Origin of the sequence: Shinella sp. WSC3-e (assembly GCF_945994535.1) — a bacterium.
In the GTDB taxonomy this organism is placed as follows: domain Bacteria; phylum Pseudomonadota; class Alphaproteobacteria; order Rhizobiales; family Rhizobiaceae; genus Shinella; species Shinella yambaruensis.
The window spans coordinates 798963-813273 of sequence record NZ_OZ000530.1 but is presented as its reverse complement, the minus strand read 5'-3'; the positions used below and the strand labels follow the sequence as shown (position 1 = coordinate 813273).

Here is a 14311-nt window from a genome sequence, read left to right as displayed (position 1 = left end):
TTTGCCGGACTTGCCCAGAACAGGATGCCGCTGATGAAGATCTACTATTCCAATGCCTCGCCCTATTCCACCAAGGTGCGCATGGCTGCGCATTTCGCCGGCCTTAACGCGCGATCGGTCGCGACCGACACCAATGCCGACCCGGCGGAGCTTCTGGCCGCCAACCCGCTCGGCAAGATCCCGACGCTGGTGACCGACGAGGGCCTTGCCGTCTACGACAGCCGTGCGATCATGAACTATATCGACCGCCAGACGAAGGGCACGCTCTATCCGCGCAATGCGGCAAAGCGCACGGAGGTGGACGTGCTGGAGGCGACCGCCGACGGCATCTGCGACAGCCTGCTCGCCATCGTCTACGAACGCCGCTCGCGGCCGGAGGAGAAGGTCCACCAGCCCTGGATCGACCGGCAGTGGCAGAAGGTCGAGCGTGCGCTCGACCATCTCGAAGCCAACATGCCCCGCCTCGGCAGGAAGCCGCATGCCGGCCACTTCGCGCTGGCCGCGATGCTGCGTTACATCGAATTGCGTTTTGCCGGAAAATGGCAGCGCGGCCGGCCCAAGCTGAAGCGCTTCCTCTCCCGCTTCGAGGCGGTTTTCCCGGATTACGCGCAGTTCAAGGATTGACGGTTCGCCCCTCATCCGGCCTGCCGGCCACCTTCTCCCCGCAAGCGGGGCGAAGGGGATATGCCGCGCCGTTTCCTCAAACAATAGCCGTTCGTGAGGCAGGTCCCCTCTCCCCCTTGAGCAGGCGAATTGCATATGACAGCACGCTGCTGCTTTCCCCTTCTCCCCCGCGGGGAGAAGGTGGTCCGAAGGGCCGGATGAGGGGGCTTGCACACCGTCTGACGTCTGCGTCACCCCCTTATCCCGCTGCCGCGACCTTCTCCCCGCGGGGGAGAAGGGGCAAGACGCGCCGCCTCATTCCATATGCAATTCGCCTGCCGCTTGCGGGGAGAGGGTTAGGGTGAGGGGCAACCACATCCCCCAAACGCAGAAAAGGCCGGGCTTTCGCCCGGCCTTTCCCGCTTCCAAAGCCGTTTGGCTTAGAACTTCACGCCGAGACCGACGCGGACGCTGTGGTCTTCGAAGCCCGACTTCACCTTGGTGCCGCCGAGGTTGAAGCCCTTCTTCTGGTAGTCGCTGTAGCGGTATTCGATACGCGCCGTGACGTTGTTGGTCACGAAGGCTTCGGCACCGGCACCGGCGGTCCAGCCGACCATGTTGCGGTCGTCCTTGCCGGCGGCGTTCTTCATCTCGACATTCGTGCCGGCAATACCGGCCGTGCCGTAGACGAGGACCGGGTTCAGGTCGACACCGACGCGGCCGCGGATCGAGCCGTTGACGCCCTGCTTGCCCTTCAGGCCGTTGCGCTCGGCATCGACGCCCGAATAGTTCAGGTCGGCTTCGCCGCCGTAGACGAGCTGGCCGTTCTGCATGTTGTAGCCGCCGTAGACGCCGCCGCCGAGGCCGTTTGCCTTGGCGTCGCCCTGGCGGCTGAAGTCGCCGCGCTGCCAGCTTGCCGTACCACCGGCATAGGCGCCGGCCCAGTTGCCGCCGGCAACCGGCTCGGAATATTCAGCGGCCGGAGCCTGCGGGATATCGTCGATGGCGTCGGCAGCGTGAGCAGCCTGGAAAGCGACCATGGAGACGGTCGAAGCGATGAGGGTGGCGATGAGTGTACGCATGATATTCTCCTTTACTGAACGACGCCCTCTGTGGGAGGCGATCGGGCGTCGTCATTTCCAATTCAGTCCCGCCCGGTTGAGCGGAAATTGAATAAAGATTGAGGAATTGAAAGAGCCAAAATGTGAAATGATTGTGGCAGCGAGGCGGCACAAATTTGATGTGACTTTTGCGCACCAGGCGATTTATTAACCATAAAATCAATAAGTACAAAAATCGGTAAAATATACTTCAAATTACTTTGAAGTCGCTTTTGCAGTTAATTTTTCTGCAACCAATTGTCATGGGGGAGTTTAAGCCTGCGCCGGGATGTCTATATCTTGGGCCGGTTAATCAAATGAATCGGCAGGACGGAATTTCGTGAACAAGCCCCCCAGGACGGCCCTCGTGACGGGCGGCGCGAAACGCATCGGCAAGGCCATCGTGGAAGACCTCGTGGCACACGGTTTCGCCGTCGCGATCCATGCCAACACGTCCCTGGAAGACGCCGAGGCGATGGCCCGCGCCTTCAATGCCGGCGGCGGAAGGACCGTCGCCGTGCAATGCGACCTAGCGGACGGGGCGGCCACAAGCCGGCTGATCGGCACGGCGGCGGACGCCCTCGGCCCCATCGGCCTCCTCGTCAACAACGCCTCGCTCTTCAAGCCCGACACCGTGGAGGCCTTCGACGATGCGCTGTGGGAGCGGCATTTCGCCGTGCATGTGAAGGCGCCGTCGATCCTCGCGCGCGATTTCGTGCGCCAGCTTCCCGAGGGCGCACCGGGTTCGATCGTCAACATCATCGACCAGCGCGTCTGGAACCCGACGCCGCGCTACTATTCCTACACGCTCTCCAAATCGGCGCTGTGGATGGCGACCCGCACCATGGCGCAGAGCTTTGCCCCGCGCGTGCGCGTCAATGCCATCGGCCCCGGCCCGTCGCTGCCGAACGAGCGGCAGGACGATGCCGCCTTCCAGGCGCAGGTGGAGGGCCTGATCCTGCGCCGCGGACCTGGTCTCGACGAATTCGGCCGCACAGTTCGCTTTTTGTTCGACACGCCATCCATTACCGGGCAAATGATAGCGCTCGACGGCGGGCAGCATCTCGCCTGGGAGACACCCGATGTCGGGGGAATAGCCGAATGAATGGCCGAAAAGTGGAGGATGGCGGCATCCTCTATGACGAGAACGAGACGGACGACGAGGACGAGCTGCAGGAATCTCCCGCGGCGACGGTCGCCGTCGCGCCCGGCATCGCCACTCCGGGGATCGACTGGAACGAGGGCGGCGACGTGCCGGAGGGCGTCATCGGCGCCGAGCTGATCCAGCTCTTCGTCAAGCGCCTGCCGAACAGCCCCGGCGTCTACCGCATGTTCAACACGGCGGGCGACGTGCTCTATGTCGGCAAGGCGCGCAGCCTGAAGAAGCGCGTGACGAACTATGCGCAGGGCCGCGGCCACTCCAACCGCATCACGCAGATGATCCGCCAGACGGCGAACATGGAGTTCGTCACCACGCGCACCGAGACCGAGGCGCTGCTCTTGGAGGCGAACCTCATCAAGCGCCTGCGCCCGCGCTTCAACGTGCTCCTGCGCGACGACAAGTCCTTCCCCTACATCCTCGTGACGGGCGACACGCGCGCGCCGGCGATCTTCAAGCATCGTGGCGCGCGCAGCCGCAAGGGCGACTATTTCGGTCCCTTCGCCTCGGCCGGCGCGGTGGGCCGCACGATCAATTCGCTGCAGCGCGCCTTCCTCCTGCGCACCTGCACCGACAGCGTCTTCGAGACGCGCACGCGGCCCTGCCTGCTCTACCAGATCAAGCGCTGTTCCGGTCCCTGCACCCACGAGATCCGCGATGCGGACTATGCGGAGCTGGTGCAGGAGGCGAAGGATTTCCTCTCGGGAAAAAGCCAGAAGGTGAAGGCGCACATGGCCGCGGCCATGAATGACGCCGCCGAGGAGCTCGATTTCGAGCGCGCCGCCGTCTATCGCGACCGGCTGGCGGCGCTCAGCCATGTCCAGAGCCACCAGGGCATCAACCCGGCCGGCGTGGAGGAGGCCGACGTCTTCGCCATCCATCACGAGGGCGGCATCTCCTGCATCCAGGTCTTCTTCTTCCGCACCGGGCAGAACTGGGGCAACCGCGCCTATTTCCCGAAGGCCGACCCGCAGCTTTCCGGCAGCGAGGTGCTGAACGCCTTCCTAGCCCAGTTCTACGACGACAAGCCCTGTCCCCGGCAGATCCTGCTTTCGCAGACCGTCGAGGAAATGGACCTGCTCAGCCAGGCGCTTTCCGAGCGCTCGAACTACAAGGTCGCCATCTCCGTGCCGCAGCGCGGCGAGAAGAAGGACCTCGTCGACCATGTCGTCGCCAATGCCCGCGAGGCGCATGGCCGCAAGCTGGCGGAGACGGCCTCGCAATCGCGCCTGCTGGATGGTTTCGCCGCCACCTTCAAGCTGCCTTACGTGCCACGCCGCATCGAGATCTACGACAACTCCCACATCATGGGCACCAATGCCGTCGGCGGCATGGTGGTGGCGGGGCCGGAGGGCTTCGTGAAGGGGCAGTACCGCAAGTTCAACATCAAATCGACCGACATCACGCCCGGCGACGACTTCGGCATGATGAAGGAAGTGATGACCCGGCGCTTCGCGCGCCTCATCAAGGAAGAGGGCCTGCCGGACCGCGGTGCGGACCAAGGCGCGGACGCGGCGGACCTCCCCTTCCCCGCCTGGCCCGACGTCATCCTCATCGACGGCGGCCAGGGCCAGATGACGGCGGTGCGCGCCATCCTCGAAGAGCTCGGCATCACCGACCAGGTCATCGCCATCGGCGTCGCCAAGGGCGCCGACCGCGAGGCCGGGCGCGAGCGCTTCTTCATGAAGGGCCTTGCGGATTTCTCCCTGCCGCCGCGCGATCCCGTGCTCTATTTCGTGCAGCGCCTGCGCGACGAGGCGCACCGCTTCGCCATCGGCTCGCACCGGGCGCGGCGCAAGAAGGAGATGGTGAAGAACCCGCTCGACGAGATCGCCGGCGTCGGCCCGACGCGCAAGCGCGCCCTGCTGCAGCATTTCGGCACCGCCAAGGCCGTCTCCCGCGCGGCGATGGCCGACCTGATGGCGGTCGCCGGCATTTCGGAAAGCGTCGCGCGCATCGTCTACAACCATTTCCATGACGACGCGGCGGGATAGCTGGCCCGGCCTGCCGGCGGGTGCTAGGGTGCCCATACGGCATTCCTTCATTCGAGAGCGAGGCGCCATGACCGTCTTCCGCAAGATCGTGCCCTTCGGCCTCTGCCTTCTCGCAACGGCCGCCGCTGCCCAGACGCAGGTCGGCGATGCGCAGATGCTGGGCGTCAGCGGAACCTGTGCCGAGCTCGTTGTCGGCGACCTCCGTTTCAGCGAGGCCTGCTCGCAAAAGCTGCTCAACGTCACCTATCCGAACGGCCGCGTCGGCTTCTACTTCGTGCTCGACGACGGCCGGATCGTCACCTTCACCGGCATGGACGGCGACAATCCGACGCCGGATACGGACGTCATCAACCTCGACAAGGTGATCGTCAGCCGCAAGGACACGCCGGACCAGCCGGATGTCTTTCCGGCGACAGGCACCTGCGGTTTCGGCAATCCGACGAAGGGGCCGGCGACGATTGCCTGCGAGGGCACGCTGTCGGACGGCAAGCGCTTTCGCCGCCTTCACGACGGACGGCAAGCCGCCGACATGAGCCCGCCGGCCCCGCAGAATTCGCGGCGTTTTCCGCGAATGGCCGCGACATTCGCCCACGCTCCGTAAATTCGCCAAGAATTGCCGGAAACAAAGGTTGACGGCGCTGTCACAAAGACCTCATCTAGCCGCAAACCTGTCGAGACTGAAGAATCCATGGCTTCCCGCGCATACAGCATACCCAACCTCCTCACCTACGGCCGTATCGTGGCCGTTCCGCTGATCGTTCTCTGCTTCTTCGTCGAAGGGCGGCTGGAATCGTCGGACTTTGCGCGCTGGGCGGCCTTCTGGCTGTTCGTCGTCGCCTCGATCACCGACTACCTCGATGGTTACCTCGCCCGCATCTGGAACCAGACATCGAATATCGGCCGCATGCTCGACCCGATCGCCGACAAGCTGCTGGTCGCCTCGGTGCTGCTCCTGATGGCCGCGGACGGCACCATCGCCGGCTGGACGATCTGGGCCGCGATCATCATCCTGTGCCGCGAGATCCTCGTCTCGGGCCTGCGCGAATATCTCGCCGACCTCAAGGTCAGCGTGCCCGTCACGCGCATCGCCAAGTGGAAGACGGCGATCCAGATGTTCGCCATCGCCTTCCTCTTGGCCGGCCCCGCCGGCGACAAGATCCTGCCCTACACGACCGAGATCGGCATCACCCTGCTCTGGGCCGCCGCGCTCATCACCATGTATACCGGCTACGACTATTTCCGCGTCGGCCTGAAGCACATCGTGGACGAGTGAGATGACGAAGCTCGTCTATTTCGCCTGGGTGCGCGAACGGATCGGCAAGGGCGAGGAGGAGATCGACCTGCCCGCCTCCGTCAGGACCGGCGGCGACCTGCTCGCCTATCTGAAGACGCTCGGCGAGGACTATGCCCACGCGCTGGAGCATGAGAAGGTCATCCGCATCGCGATCAACCAGGAGCATGTCGAGCACGACGAGCCCATTCTCGGCGCCCGCGAGATCGCCCTCTTCCCGCCGATGACGGGAGGCTGAGCGATGACCGGCGACGTCCCGGTCGTCGTGCGTGTCCAGACGGCGGATTTCGACGCCGCCGCGGAAGCCGCCCGCCTTGCCGCCGGGCGGCGCGATGCCGGCGCCGTCGTCACCTTCACCGGCCTCTGCCGCGACGAGGGCGGCAGGCTTTCCGCGCTGGAGCTCGAACATTATCCCGGCATGGCCGAGGCCGAGATCGGCCGCATCTGCCGGAAGGCCGTGGAGCGTTTCTCGCTTCTCGGCATTACCGCCATCCATCGTGTCGGCAAGATCGCGCCGGGCGAGAACATCGTGCTCGTCATCGCGCTCGCCCCGCACCGCCACGCCGCCTTCGACGGCGCCTCCTTCGTCATGGACTACCTGAAGACCTCCGCGCCCTTCTGGAAGAAGGAACACTTTGCCGATGGTAGCGAGGGCGGCTGGGTGGATGCCAAGGAAAGCGACGACAGGGCGCGGGAGGCGTGGTCGTAGCGGACCTGCCGGCCATGGTGTGCCATGTCGCGTGGATCCTCGGGTCGAGCCCGAGGATGACGCCAGAAGGCAGGGCATACAGACCAGCCATGCTGCCTTTTGCCGCACCGTTTGACGGTCAGGCAACCTCTCCTCCTCTCCGTCATCCTCGGGCTCGACCCGAGGATCCACCCGCACGGCACACCCTCTACGGCACCGGCCGCTCCCGCCGGAAAATCACCAGCAGCAGGACGAGCGCGGAAAAGATCACCAGGTCGCGCCATAAGAATTCGCCATAGGCGCTCCACAGCGTCTCGGCGAGACCCATGGCCGCGCCGCCGAGGGCGGAGAGCAGCGGCGTGCCCGCCCCGCCGATGGCGGCGATGAACAGCACCTTCACCCCGAAGACGAGGCCGCCGCCGAAATCCATGTTGCCGTAGTAGGAGACGGCGAGGATGCCGGTGAGGCTGGCGATCAATGCCGCCAGCGCATAGGCCGAGAGGTAGACACCCGCGGCATCGACGCCGCAGAGCTCCGCCGCCTGCCGGTCCTCGGAGACCGCCCGCCAGCGCCGGCCCCAGGCGGAACGGGCGAGGAAGACATGGCCGGCAAGGACGATGGCGGCCATGGCCGCGGTGTTCGCCAGTTGCAGCACCGTCAGCGCGACGGGAAAGGCCGGATCGCCCCACAGCACGACCGGCGTGTTGAGGAAGGGCGGCAGCCAGAGGCTGCGGGTGTCCGCGGCGAGCCGCGCCGTCTCCATCAGCACCAGCACGACGCCGAGCGCGGCGACCACCACCGTATTGTCCGAGGAGAAGGCGAGCGGGCGCATGACATGGCGCCCGACGACGAGGCCGGCGCCGACGCCGTAGAGCAGCGCCACGACCGCGCCGAAGCCGAGCGCGGCGGGCAGCACCAGCCAGAGCCGGTCCCAGCCGTAACCGGAAAACAGGATGAACATCTGCGCGGCGAAGGCGAAGAGTGCGCCATAGGCGACATCCGCCCGGCGCGTCACGGCAAAGGCGATCGAATAGCCGAAGGCGAGTGCCGCATAGAGCGCGGCAACGGGCGCGGCATTGGCGATCTGCTGGAGGAAATAGGCCATGGCGGTTCCGGGCTTTCCCGCATTGTCACGCACGCCTCCCGGGAAGCCACTGTCTGCCCTTCTGGAACCGTGCTGAAATTATAACTGGCAAAAGGACTTTTACCAGTTAGAATATCGCATGACCTTTTCCTGGACCCCGCATCGTTTCTCCGGCGGCGCGCTCGCCCTCGATGTCGCCAATTCCGTGGTGCTGCGCGGCGATCCCGATCGGCGGATCGACCGTTTCGCCGATCCCGCCATCATGGACGCCTTCCCCGCCGGGGCGGACCGGCACGGGGCGGAGCATGCGCGTTTCGGTCCGCTCGAGGCGGTGAGCGAGGATGGACGCGCGGGGCTGATCGCGCTGCGCGAGGCGATCGACCGGCATTTTCGCGCCGAAGTGCGGGGCCATGGCACGCCGGCGCTGCTTGCCGACCTCCTGGAGACCATCGCCGCCACGCTGCGCCGCTCGGGCAACCGGCCGCGGGCGCTCGATACCGCGACGGCGCGCTCCGCCCTCCTGCTGCTGGCACATCCGGAGCCGGAGCGGCTGAAGATCTGCCCGAACTGCCATTGGCTCTTTCTCGACCGCAGCCGCAACCGCTCGCGCGCCTGGTGCGACATGGCCGTCTGCGGCAACCGGGCAAAGGCCAGCCGCCATTACCACCGCAACCGCGAGGAGACACGGCCATGAAAAAATCCTGGCTGATCCTGCTGCCGCTCCTGCTCGTCCTTGCCGCCTGCCAGCGCGAGGCGGGAACCGATCCGCTGAAGCTGACGGGCAAGATGTTCGTCTTCAACTACCGCCTCGCCTATGCCACCTACATGGTCACGCTCGACCGCACCGCGCCGGTGCCGGAAGGTTCCGTGGTGCGGGCCGAGTTCGAGAATCCGGCGGGCGGCGCGCCGCTGACGCTGGAGCGCAAGCTGTTCGCCAACCTCACCCGCGTCGCGCTGGAGAGCCCGGACATTTCCTGCGTGAAGAAGGGCGTGCCCTACAAGGTGGCCATCCAGGTCGTCGGGCCCGACGGTGCGGTGCTGCAAAGCCTGGAAACCCAGGTCACCTCCAGTGCCGACCAGAGCATCCTGCCAGCAAAGGCCCTGGTCGTCGGCCCCGGCTACGACAGGAATCCGGAGGTGTTCAAGGACGGCAAGACGCCCGCGCATTTCGAAACGGCGACGTGTCCCGCCAGCTGACGAATATTCACCAGGGATCGCGCGTTCCATCCAAAGCTGCTCCCGGAGGATCGGACACATGCGATTCCTGCCTGCCCTGGCTTTCGGCTTTTTAGTGTTCTCCCCTGTGGCCCATGCCGAGGAGGCAGCGGACTGTCCGGCAAAGCCCGTAATCCTTGCCTTTTCGGATACGGTACTGGCGGACCGGGAGAAACTGCCGCGCTTGAAGGCGCGCGGTTTCGGGGCGGAAGCGGCCTATCTGAAGATCCGCTACGGCAGCCTTTCCATGGACGAGGCGACAGCCCTCGCCCACGGACTGCGCGATGCCGGCGTGCGCGAGGCGATCGATCTTGCCGGCGCCCTCGATGCGGCGCGCGACGGGTTCGATGCGCTGGGCGATGCCGATCCGGTTCAGCTCAACGGGCTGATTTCCACCGTGCGGGCAATCCTGCTGCATGGGGATGGCGACAGGTTGCTGGCCGCGATCGCCAGCCTGCCGCCGGAGCGGCAAGTCTCGCTCAGCGGGCGGATCGTGCCCGCCATCGCGGACCGGCCCGATGAGGAGAAGGCCAAACTCGCAGCATCGGCGGGCCGCCACAAGCTGTTCTTCCTTCAGGCAGGGCTCGTTGCGAGCCAGCGCGACCCGAATGCCTGGCCGGTCTTCGTTGCCGGCTTTCCCGACACGACCAGGCTTGCGGACCTGACGCAGCTCTGGAGCTGGGCGCCGGCGCTCGTCGGCAATCCGGCCCTGCCGCGGCTTCCGGTGCCTGACGCCGCGGCCCAGGCGACGCAGAAAAGCCTGCACACCGTCTGGATCGCGGCGGCGAAGGAGCCGGAACGCGATTTCCTGATGACCTATGTGAACCAGACCGGCGATATCGCCTCGACAGCAAAGGCGGCAGAGGCGGTTCTGACCGAGATCACGGCCGGGCGGGTCAGGCCCGAGGGTCTTCTCGATCCGGCATGGCTGGTGGCCTACAGGGCTCTTCGCGCCGCAGGGCCCGATCCCGCCGTGGTCGACACGACGCTCGAAAGCATACCCATCAATACGCGCCGCGCCGTGCCCCGGACCGGCAATGTCTCGGTACGGGACCTCATCGACCGGGTCGTGGCGATCGACACGCTCGCTCCCTACCTCGCCGGCAAATCCGATGTCCTCCCGGACATGCCGACGGACATCAGCCCGAAATTCCAGGCGGAATGGCCCTTGTGGGTGGAGCTTTCCAAATCCCTGAAATCCGTGCCGCTGACGCCGCTCGCCAAAGACCCGGTCAAGGCGCCGATCGTCGCGGAACTGCTGTTTGCCGCCGGCGACCATGCGCGCCTTGCCGATTTCGTCCTTACCGTCGAGCCGGTCGAAACAAGGCTTGCCCTCGCCACGGATCTTGCAATTCGCCTCGATCGCGGCTGCCGGAGCTATCTGCGCCACCCGGCCGAAGCGCTGCTCCTGGCCGGCCAGCCGCTCTTCAAGTTCGATCCGGCACAATGAAAAACCGGAGCCTTCCGGCCCCGGTTTCCAAATCACGTCAAAGGCTTCCGGCCGGAGCCGGACAAACCGATTCAGCCGACGATTTCGGTGTCGGAGAACCAGTACTTGATTTCCTGGGCAGCGGTTTCCGGAGCGTCCGAGCCGTGAACCGAGTTCTCGCCGATCGACAGGGCATGCGTCTTGCGGATCGTGCCCTCGTCGGCGTTGGCCGGGTTGGTGGCGCCCATGACTTCGCGGTTCTTCAGGATGGCGTTCTCGCCTTCCAGGACCTGGACGACCGTCGGGCCGGAGGTCATGCCTTCAACGAGCTCGCCGAAGAACGGACGCTCCTTGTGAACGGCGTAGAAGCCTTCGGCTTCGCGCTTGCTCATCCAGACGCGCTTGGAAGCAACGACGCGCAGGCCCGCGTCTTCGAGCATCTTGGTGATCGCGCCGGTCAGGTTGCGCTTCGTCGCGTCCGGCTTGATCATCGAAAAGGTGCGTTCAATCGCCATTTTCCCGTTTCCCTTGGTTTTCCGGTGAAAGTGGCCGGTTCCATAGCCGCCAACGCCCCGCAAAACAAGAGGGGCGCCGCGATTGGCGCCGTCAGCGGCAAAGTTTCACGCCGCCGTCACACGGTGGCCGGCGCCGCCGTGCAGGTCGAGGCAGCGGGCGAACCAGCCGGCGACGGGATCGCCCTCCTCCAGCACTTTCGTGCCTGCCGTCGTGCGCAGCCACTGCAGCGCGCCGAAGACGATGTAGTCGGGAAAAAGCGGGCCTTCACCGCCGATGAAGGGCTGGACCTTCAGCATGTTGCGCAGCGGCTGGAGCTTCTTGGCGAAGCCCTCGACCTCCGCCTTGCCGGCCGCCGCGATGTCCTCCAGCGAGGCGCCGAGGCGTTCCTCGCGGCTGCGGCGGAAATAGACCTGGTCGGCGGGCTCCAGCAGGTTGTGGATGTCGAGGATGGCGATACGGGTGACGGCCATGTGCAGGGTGGATTGCGACCAGTTCTCGATGAAGCGGGCCATCGCCCTGCCGCCCTCCCCGCCGAACAGCGACGGCCGGTCGGGATAGGCCTCGTCGAGATAGAGGGCGATGTCGAAACTGTCGCGCACTAGCCGGTCGCCGTCGCGCAGGAGCGGCACCGTCGCCGTGCTGCCGCCCTCGATGGCCGGGATCTCGGTGAAGCCGACCGGGACCGTCTCGTAGGCAAGGCCCTTGTGGGCGAGCGACATCACCGTCTTCCACACATGGGGCGAGAACTGGCGGGTCCGGTCGGCGCCGGAAAGCGCGTAGAGCAATCGGGTCATCAAAGCCTCGTTTCGGTTTGCCGCCATTGGAGCGCAGGACGGCGCCGTGCGCAAATCAGATAATTTCATGAGTGACATTCACGCGGCCGATGCGCGCTTCGGCTATAGTTGCGGCAGATCACGGAGACAACGATGCTCGACCACTACCGCATGTTCGCCGCCTACAATGCCTGGGCCAACCGCACGCTCTATGCCGAGGTCGGCAAGCTCGACGACGAGGCCTTTCGCCGGAACCTCGGCGCCTTCTTCGGCTCGCTGCACGGCACGCTGAACCACCTGCTCGCCGCCGACCGGATCTGGATGAAGCGCTTCACGGGCAGCGGCGATGCGCCGGCACGCCTCGATGCGATCCTTCACGAGGATCTTGCCGGCCTTGCGGCGGCGCGGCAGGCGGAAGACGCACGCCTGATCGCCTATACCGATTCGCTTTCGGAAGCGGCGATCGCCGCCGATTTCACCTATAGCCCGCTCACCAATCCGGCGGTCATCACCCACCCGCTCGGCCCCGCCCTCACCCACATGTTCAACCACCAGACCCACCATCGCGGCCAGTGCCACGCCATGCTGACCATGGTGGGCGGACCGAGCATCACGCTGGACCTCATCTCCTTCGTGCGTACCGAGGGATCGAAATTCCTATAAATTTTAGGGTGAGTGACCCTTCCTGTTCCTGCAATAGTGGTGATACAGTTGCGCGGCATGGGAGCGCTCGGCATCGATTTTGGGGGCTGCTCCGTCCTGTCACCCAAGTGACAGGCACGGGCGATCGGTAATGGGATAGTCGCTGCCATCGGGGCTGGTGCGGGACGGCACAGGCCTCTCCTGAAAGAGGGAAGAACAATGGCAAGAACGACCGAAGAGTGGGCAGCCCTGCTCGGCAGTACGCTTTGCAAGATGGCACGGGTTTACGGTACCGATGCCCCGAATGCCTACCTGCCGGAGGAGTGCTATCCGGTAATCGAGAAGACCTTCGAAGTGGCGCTGAAGGAAGCCCGCGCGGAGGGTTACGCGGCAGCGATGCGCGAACTCCAGCAAAATCGCGCGCCCCGCAGCAAGGAACCGGCCCGTTCGACCGTGATCGGGCAGGTGATGCGGGTGATCCCGCTCGCCCGGCGGACGGCGTGAGGTCCTGAACCATATCCCCGTGCGGCGGCGTCCGCGTGATGCCGCTGCACCCCGCGCAAGCGGGCTTGCGCATCGTCAACTTTGACCTGAATCTTTCTTCAGCACACGTAAAATTAACCGTGCAATCCGATAGTTACGCCGACCTTCCCCGAGCGCTGGCCCCCGCCCGCGCGCCACCCGACGGCGTTTCATGAGCAGCAAAGACAGCACCACCCCGAAAGACACGCAGCCCGCCGTTCCGCCGATCACGGCGCGCATCGCGCATGTGATGGCCAATCTCGGCATTGCCGGCCTGCCGCGGAACTACGAACTGCTGTTCGAGGCGCTGAACGGCAATGCGAGCGTGGCGCGCGAGATCGCGGCGCTCGGCAAGGCACCGGAACAGGCGGCGCTCGATTCGATCGCGCTGCGCCATTCCCTGCCCAGCCACAATGTGCTGGCGGCAGGCCAGGCGGCGGGCGAAGCGGTGCGCGTGCTCGCCGAAATCTCGAGCGCAGCGGAAACCAGCCGGCGCAATCGCGCGGCCGCCCTGCAGGAACTGGAGGAAATCGCCGCCCGCATGCGCAAGGACCCGGTGCTCGGCATTTCCGACTTTTCCAACGACACGGTCCGGCTGCTGTCGATCCTGCGCGACATCCTTGGGGCCGACCGCGCGTCCACCGCACGGCTGGAAGACCTGCAGGCCCATCTCGATGGCCTGCGCTCGGGCCTTTCCGTCAGCCGGGAAGCACTGACCCATGACCCGGTGACCGGCCTTGGCAACCACGCCGCGCTGCTCGGCCGGCTGAAGGCCTTCTTCCAGGCGGAGGCGGCCAACGCGACCTCGGCCCTTTTGATGTTCCGCGTCGAACAGCTCAAGGAATTCGCCGAGAGCCATCCGGCGGGCGCTGCGGAAAAGACGCTGAAGCGGCTTGCCGCCATCTTCCGTCGGTCGGTCAAGAAGGAGGATTTCGTCGCGCGCACCGGGCCGGACGTCTTCTGCCTGCTGCTCTCCAATGTCAGCCGCGAGATCGCCGTGACGATCGCCCGCCGCATCGCCGTGCGCGTTGCGGAAAAGCCCTTCCCCTTCATGGACCGGGAACTGCCGGCCGGCTTCCTGACCTTGACGGCCGGCGTCTCCATGAGCGACGCGGCCAGGACGCCGGCCACGTTCTACGACCAGGCGGAACAGGCGCTCGCCTATGCGGGCGACGCCGGCATTGCGCTGCGCATCTATTCGGCGGAAGTCGCCGATCGGGCCGGCCGGGCCTATCGCAGCGGCGCGGCGGCCTGACGCCGCCGCCTTCCCCGCTTTCTGTTTTGACGCCATTTCG

The 14311-nt window shown here is 65.7% G+C and carries 17 protein-coding genes; 13 read left to right on the top strand and 4 right to left on the bottom strand.

Going from position 1 to position 14311, the window contains the following annotated elements; translation table 11 throughout:
* The first annotated feature begins 30 nt into the window (after positions 1–30).
* On the top strand, positions 31–624 hold the full coding sequence (locus AABF56_RS04045) for a glutathione S-transferase (protein ID WP_272807432.1): 594 nt from the start codon (positions 31–33) through the stop codon (positions 622–624).
* A gap of 419 nt (positions 625–1043) precedes the next feature.
* Here AABF56_RS04045 and AABF56_RS04040 read toward each other — a convergent pair whose 3' ends face one another.
* The gene (locus AABF56_RS04040) at positions 1044–1685 is read right to left on the bottom strand and encodes an outer membrane protein (RefSeq protein ID WP_244765943.1); all 642 of its coding nucleotides are present in this window, start codon (positions 1683–1685) and stop codon (positions 1044–1046) included.
* A 358-nt stretch (positions 1686–2043) separates the two neighbouring features.
* Here AABF56_RS04040 and AABF56_RS04035 point away from each other — a divergent pair, with 358 nt between their 5' ends.
* The 6 genes from AABF56_RS04035 to AABF56_RS04010 all read left to right on the top strand — a co-directional run bounded on the left by AABF56_RS04035 (position 2044) and on the right by AABF56_RS04010 (position 6856).
* Complete coding sequence (locus AABF56_RS04035) at positions 2044–2808, top strand: SDR family oxidoreductase (protein ID WP_272805004.1); 765 nt, start codon at positions 2044–2046, stop codon at positions 2806–2808.
* Entirely contained in the window at positions 2805–4856 is a 2052-nt protein-coding gene (gene uvrC, locus AABF56_RS04030) for an excinuclease ABC subunit UvrC (RefSeq protein ID WP_272805003.1), read from the top strand. The genes AABF56_RS04035 and uvrC overlap by 4 nt, the downstream gene beginning before the upstream one ends.
* A gap of 67 nt (positions 4857–4923) precedes the next feature.
* The gene (locus AABF56_RS04025; RefSeq protein WP_272805002.1) at positions 4924–5457 is read left to right on the top strand and encodes a hypothetical protein; all 534 of its coding nucleotides are present in this window, start codon (positions 4924–4926) and stop codon (positions 5455–5457) included.
* A gap of 87 nt (positions 5458–5544) precedes the next feature.
* Positions 5545–6129 (top strand): CDP-diacylglycerol--glycerol-3-phosphate 3-phosphatidyltransferase, encoded by a 585-nt coding sequence (gene pgsA, locus AABF56_RS04020; protein ID WP_244765947.1) that lies wholly within the window; start codon positions 5545–5547, stop codon positions 6127–6129.
* A gap of 1 nt (position 6130) precedes the next feature.
* Entirely contained in the window at positions 6131–6385 is a 255-nt protein-coding gene (gene moaD, locus AABF56_RS04015) for a molybdopterin converting factor subunit 1 (protein WP_064329679.1), read from the top strand.
* A gap of 3 nt (positions 6386–6388) precedes the next feature.
* Complete coding sequence (locus tag AABF56_RS04010; RefSeq protein WP_272805001.1) at positions 6389–6856, top strand: molybdenum cofactor biosynthesis protein MoaE; 468 nt, start codon at positions 6389–6391, stop codon at positions 6854–6856.
* A 187-nt stretch (positions 6857–7043) separates the two neighbouring features.
* Here AABF56_RS04010 and AABF56_RS04005 read toward each other — a convergent pair whose 3' ends face one another.
* Complete coding sequence (locus AABF56_RS04005; RefSeq protein ID WP_272805000.1) at positions 7044–7940, bottom strand: branched-chain amino acid ABC transporter permease; 897 nt, start codon at positions 7938–7940, stop codon at positions 7044–7046.
* Positions 7941–8058: 118 nt separating this feature from the next.
* On the opposite strand from AABF56_RS04005, the gene AABF56_RS04000 reads away from it, so the two are divergent.
* The 3 genes from AABF56_RS04000 to AABF56_RS03990 are packed head-to-tail and all read left to right on the top strand — an operon-like array spanning position 8059 to position 10584.
* Complete coding sequence (locus AABF56_RS04000) at positions 8059–8613, top strand: CGNR zinc finger domain-containing protein (RefSeq protein ID WP_272804999.1); 555 nt, start codon at positions 8059–8061, stop codon at positions 8611–8613.
* A complete protein-coding gene (locus AABF56_RS03995; RefSeq protein WP_244765952.1) occupies positions 8610–9116 on the top strand; it encodes a hypothetical protein in 507 nt (168 codons plus the stop codon). The genes AABF56_RS04000 and AABF56_RS03995 overlap by 4 nt, the downstream gene beginning before the upstream one ends.
* 58 nt (positions 9117–9174) lie before the next feature.
* Positions 9175–10584, top strand: coding sequence for a hypothetical protein (locus AABF56_RS03990; protein WP_272804998.1), 1410 nt, complete (start codon positions 9175–9177; stop codon positions 10582–10584).
* Positions 10585–10655: 71 nt separating this feature from the next.
* Here the strand turns inward: AABF56_RS03990 and ndk are convergent, their stop codons facing one another.
* Together ndk and AABF56_RS03980 are read right to left on the bottom strand one after the other, a co-directional pair.
* Complete coding sequence (gene ndk, locus AABF56_RS03985) at positions 10656–11078, bottom strand: nucleoside-diphosphate kinase (protein ID WP_064329673.1); 423 nt, start codon at positions 11076–11078, stop codon at positions 10656–10658.
* Positions 11079–11183: 105 nt separating this feature from the next.
* Positions 11184–11873: a glutathione S-transferase family protein gene (locus AABF56_RS03980; protein WP_272804997.1), complete on the bottom strand. Its 690-nt coding sequence runs from the start codon at positions 11871–11873 to the stop codon at positions 11184–11186.
* A 132-nt stretch (positions 11874–12005) separates the two neighbouring features.
* On the opposite strand from AABF56_RS03980, the gene AABF56_RS03975 reads away from it, so the two are divergent.
* From AABF56_RS03975 to AABF56_RS03965, 3 genes are all read left to right on the top strand, one after another.
* Positions 12006–12515, top strand: a complete 510-nt coding sequence (locus tag AABF56_RS03975) for a DinB family protein (protein ID WP_244765955.1) — start codon at positions 12006–12008, stop codon at positions 12513–12515.
* A 198-nt stretch (positions 12516–12713) separates the two neighbouring features.
* The gene (locus AABF56_RS03970; protein WP_244765956.1) at positions 12714–12998 is read left to right on the top strand and encodes a hypothetical protein; all 285 of its coding nucleotides are present in this window, start codon (positions 12714–12716) and stop codon (positions 12996–12998) included.
* Between the two features lie 190 nt (positions 12999–13188).
* A complete protein-coding gene (locus tag AABF56_RS03965; protein ID WP_272804996.1) occupies positions 13189–14271 on the top strand; it encodes a GGDEF domain-containing protein in 1083 nt (360 codons plus the stop codon).
* Positions 14272–14311 lie beyond the last annotated feature (40 nt).

What these genes read in the sequence shown, in the direction of transcription:
- AABF56_RS04040 (WP_244765943.1), bottom strand. Translation starts at nt 1,685, where the DNA reads ATGCGTACACTCATCGCCACCCTCATCGCTTCGACCGTCTCCATGGTC.
- uvrC (WP_272805003.1), top strand. Translation starts at nt 2,805, where the DNA reads ATGAATGGCCGAAAAGTGGAGGATGGCGGCATCCTCTATGACGAGAAC.
- AABF56_RS04025 (WP_272805002.1), top strand. Translation starts at nt 4,924, where the DNA reads ATGACCGTCTTCCGCAAGATCGTGCCCTTCGGCCTCTGCCTTCTCGCA.
- pgsA (WP_244765947.1), top strand. Translation starts at nt 5,545, where the DNA reads ATGGCTTCCCGCGCATACAGCATACCCAACCTCCTCACCTACGGCCGT.
- moaD (WP_064329679.1), top strand. Translation starts at nt 6,131, where the DNA reads ATGACGAAGCTCGTCTATTTCGCCTGGGTGCGCGAACGGATCGGCAAG.
- AABF56_RS04010 (WP_272805001.1), top strand. Translation starts at nt 6,389, where the DNA reads ATGACCGGCGACGTCCCGGTCGTCGTGCGTGTCCAGACGGCGGATTTC.
- AABF56_RS04005 (WP_272805000.1), bottom strand. Translation starts at nt 7,940, where the DNA reads ATGGCCTATTTCCTCCAGCAGATCGCCAATGCCGCGCCCGTTGCCGCG.
- AABF56_RS04000 (WP_272804999.1), top strand. Translation starts at nt 8,059, where the DNA reads ATGACCTTTTCCTGGACCCCGCATCGTTTCTCCGGCGGCGCGCTCGCC.
- AABF56_RS03995 (WP_244765952.1), top strand. Translation starts at nt 8,610, where the DNA reads ATGAAAAAATCCTGGCTGATCCTGCTGCCGCTCCTGCTCGTCCTTGCC.
- AABF56_RS03990 (WP_272804998.1), top strand. Translation starts at nt 9,175, where the DNA reads ATGCGATTCCTGCCTGCCCTGGCTTTCGGCTTTTTAGTGTTCTCCCCT.
- ndk (WP_064329673.1), bottom strand. Translation starts at nt 11,078, where the DNA reads ATGGCGATTGAACGCACCTTTTCGATGATCAAGCCGGACGCGACGAAG.
- AABF56_RS03980 (WP_272804997.1), bottom strand. Translation starts at nt 11,873, where the DNA reads ATGACCCGATTGCTCTACGCGCTTTCCGGCGCCGACCGGACCCGCCAG.
- AABF56_RS03975 (WP_244765955.1), top strand. Translation starts at nt 12,006, where the DNA reads ATGCTCGACCACTACCGCATGTTCGCCGCCTACAATGCCTGGGCCAAC.
- AABF56_RS03970 (WP_244765956.1), top strand. Translation starts at nt 12,714, where the DNA reads ATGGCAAGAACGACCGAAGAGTGGGCAGCCCTGCTCGGCAGTACGCTT.
- AABF56_RS03965 (WP_272804996.1), top strand. Translation starts at nt 13,189, where the DNA reads ATGAGCAGCAAAGACAGCACCACCCCGAAAGACACGCAGCCCGCCGTT.